The sequence below is a fragment of the Mesorhizobium sp. M4A.F.Ca.ET.020.02.1.1 genome, assembly GCF_004022645.1.
Taxonomy (GTDB): domain Bacteria; phylum Pseudomonadota; class Alphaproteobacteria; order Rhizobiales; family Rhizobiaceae; genus Mesorhizobium.
The window spans coordinates 1-2,683 of sequence record NZ_RZOI01000782.1 but is presented as its reverse complement, the minus strand read 5'-3'; the positions used below and the strand labels follow the sequence as shown (position 1 = coordinate 2,683).

Sequence of the window (2,683 nt, the reverse complement as noted above, 5' to 3'; positions counted from 1 at the left end):
CCTCGAAGCACTTCACCAGCTCGACAACGCAACTTGGCGTCTCCTCGGGCGCCTTCGCGATGATCGAGCAGCCGGCCGCCAGGGCGCCGGCGATCTTGCGCACGATCTGTCCGATCGGAAAGTTCCATGGGGAGAAGGCGGCCACTGGTCCGACAGGCTCCGGCAGCACCATCTGCAGTGTGCTCGGCGCGCGCGCCGGGATGACGCGGCCGTAAGCGCGGCGTCCTTCTTCGGCATACCAATCGATGTGATCTCCGGCACCGCGCGCCTCCATCAGCGCTTCCGACAATGGCTTGCCCTGCTCGCGTGTGATGGCATGGGCGATGGCGTCGGCGCGCTCCCTGGTCAGGTTCGCGGCCCGCCGCAGGATGTTGGCGCGTTCGTACGCGGAAACCCGGCTCCAACCGTGGAAGCCCTGCTGAGCGGCGACCAGCGCAGCATCGAGATCCGCCGTCTCGGCAAAGGCGATCTCGCCGATGGTCTCGCCCGTAGCCGGGTTGAGGACATTTCCTCGGCGATCACCGGAGCCCGCGGACCATTTTCCGTTGATGAAGAGATTTGCCGACATGCGATCCGTTCCGCTTGAAGTGAGGTCCGTCGGGAACAGAGGAATCCGCCGCCCGCAGAAGCGGCCGGAAGTCCTGCCTGGTCCTTTCAGCTGTACAGAATGGCGGTGCCTCTGCGCCGCCTATGACCGGGCAGAACACTAGCCGCGATCAAGCGCTCCGTCAATTCATTCGGAACGCAATACAAAACATCGTCACGCAATACAGAATGGTATCGCGGACGAGACGCGTCATTAGCCCGCCGCCTTCCTTGTCGGAATACGACCACCGCGCGGCTCGAAGGGGAGGTGGCCGACATAGCCCAGATTCCACGAAACCCTTTGTGCCGCCCGCAGCACTGCCTCGATCTGCTCGGGCGCCGGTTGGCGGCCGATGTTCTGGATCGACCCGACGATTGCGATCGAGCCCGCCGTCTTGCCTGAGCCGTCCATCACCGGCGCGGCGAGCGCGCTAATTCCGAGCAGCATTTCTTCCGCCGCGGTGGCATAACCTTGCGCGCGCACCGCTTCCAACTGCCGCTCGAGCTCGTCGATGTCCGTCACGGTGTACGGCGTCAGCCCCGTAAGGCCTCTGCGCCGCAATTGCTTGGCGAGGCCCTGGGTGTCGAATGCGAGGACTGCCTTGCCCTGCGCGGTAGCGTGCGGTTCGAGCACGCTGCCCACCCTGACGCCGATCTCAAGCGACGACTTGCCGATCATGGTGTTCATGACGATGTTGCCGCGGTTGCTGAGGCTGGAAACGACCACCGTCTCGCCGGTTTCGTCGCGAAGCGATCGCATCGCATCCTGCGAGCCGGCAATGATGTCCACACGTTCTGCCGCCGCTCGGCCAATCAGGTAGGCTCGCGCCCCGACACGGTAGCGCTGGGTCGAGGCATTCTGGATAAGATAGCCCCGTTCCACCAGCGTCTGTAGATGCCGAAATACCGTCCCCTTCGTTGTCTGCAACTTGTTGGCAAGTTCGCTGACGCCGATCTCGCCGGGCTCGAAGGCAACAGCCTCGAGAACTTCGAACGCCAGGTGGACCGACTTCACCCCAAGCCTCTGATCGTCGGATTGGGTCACGGCCTGCCTCCCGTTTCAGCGATCCGCTCAGACTGGGGTACGGCTGTTGACCCAGTGATTTTTTGTATCATAATTCGGAACATGGTTTTCTCAAGCGGAACAAAATGGGATGAAAAGGCTGCAAGGGGCGCACCTGGCCTCTCGGTGCAATCGTCTTATTATGGGGTACGTCGTTTCTCTTGACAATACGATATTGGTGATCGTAGATAAGCTCAAGCTGGATTGAAACGACCCGTCAGGGAGATTTTTGCCTTGATCCCAATGCTTCGTCGTGAGCAGAGCGAGTTGCTCCCCCGAGGCGTCGGCGAAGGTACCGCCAACGGGCGGGGACTGCGTGACTTCGAAAAGGGAGGCGTAAGAGTGGTGCATGCCCGCGGCGGTGCCGTTCCGCAGAATAAATTCGTCGAGTTTGCGGGCGTCCAGAAGAGCTACGGCAGTGTGAATGTCGTGCACGACCTCAACCTCGGCATCGAGCGCGGCGAGTTCATCACCCTGCTCGGACCGTCGGGCTCGGGCAAGACGACGTGCCTGATGATGCTCGCCGGTTTCGAGAACCTGTCGGCAGGCGATATTCTGCTCGACGGCGCCTCGATCGGTTCGATGCCACCGCAAAAACGCAACATCGGCATGGTCTTCCAGAGCTATGCCCTGTTCCCTCATATGACGATCGCGGAGAACATCGCATTCCCGCTTCAGGCTCGCGGCATCGGCAAGTCCGAGACGGCCGAGCGGGTGACCAAGGCCTTGGCGATGATACGTCTGGACAGCCTCGGCGGACGCCTGCCGGGGCAGCTCTCGGGCGGCCAGCAGCAGCGTGTGGCCCTTGCTCGTGCGCTGGTCTTCGAGCCGTCGCTGGTGCTGATGGATGAGCCGCTCGGCGCGCTCGACAAGCAGCTTCGCGAGGAGATGCAGTACGAAATCATGCATATCCAGCAGCGGCTCGGCGTCACCGTGGTCTACGTGACCCACGACCAGACCGAGGCGCTGACGATGTCCAGTCGCGTGGCGGGGTTCAATCGCGGCAAGATCGAGCAGTTGGGGCCGCCGAAGCGG

The 2,683-nt window shown here is 62.5% G+C and carries 3 protein-coding genes; 1 reads left to right on the top strand and 2 read right to left on the bottom strand.

From position 1 onward, the window contains the following. Positions 1-568: aldehyde dehydrogenase family protein (locus tag EN742_RS31025; protein ID WP_128333669.1), on the bottom strand; the 568-nt coding region annotated here is incomplete at its 3' end. A 231-nt stretch (positions 569-799) separates the two neighbouring features. Further along, complete coding sequence (locus EN742_RS31020) at positions 800-1,630, bottom strand: IclR family transcriptional regulator (protein WP_128333668.1); 831 nt, start codon at positions 1,628-1,630, stop codon at positions 800-802. A 363-nt stretch (positions 1,631-1,993) separates the two neighbouring features. Between EN742_RS31020 and EN742_RS31015 the strand changes: the two genes are divergently transcribed. Further along, positions 1,994-2,683, top strand: a 690-nt coding sequence (locus EN742_RS31015) for an ABC transporter ATP-binding protein (RefSeq protein ID WP_245492435.1), incomplete at its 3' end; no start/stop codon positions are given.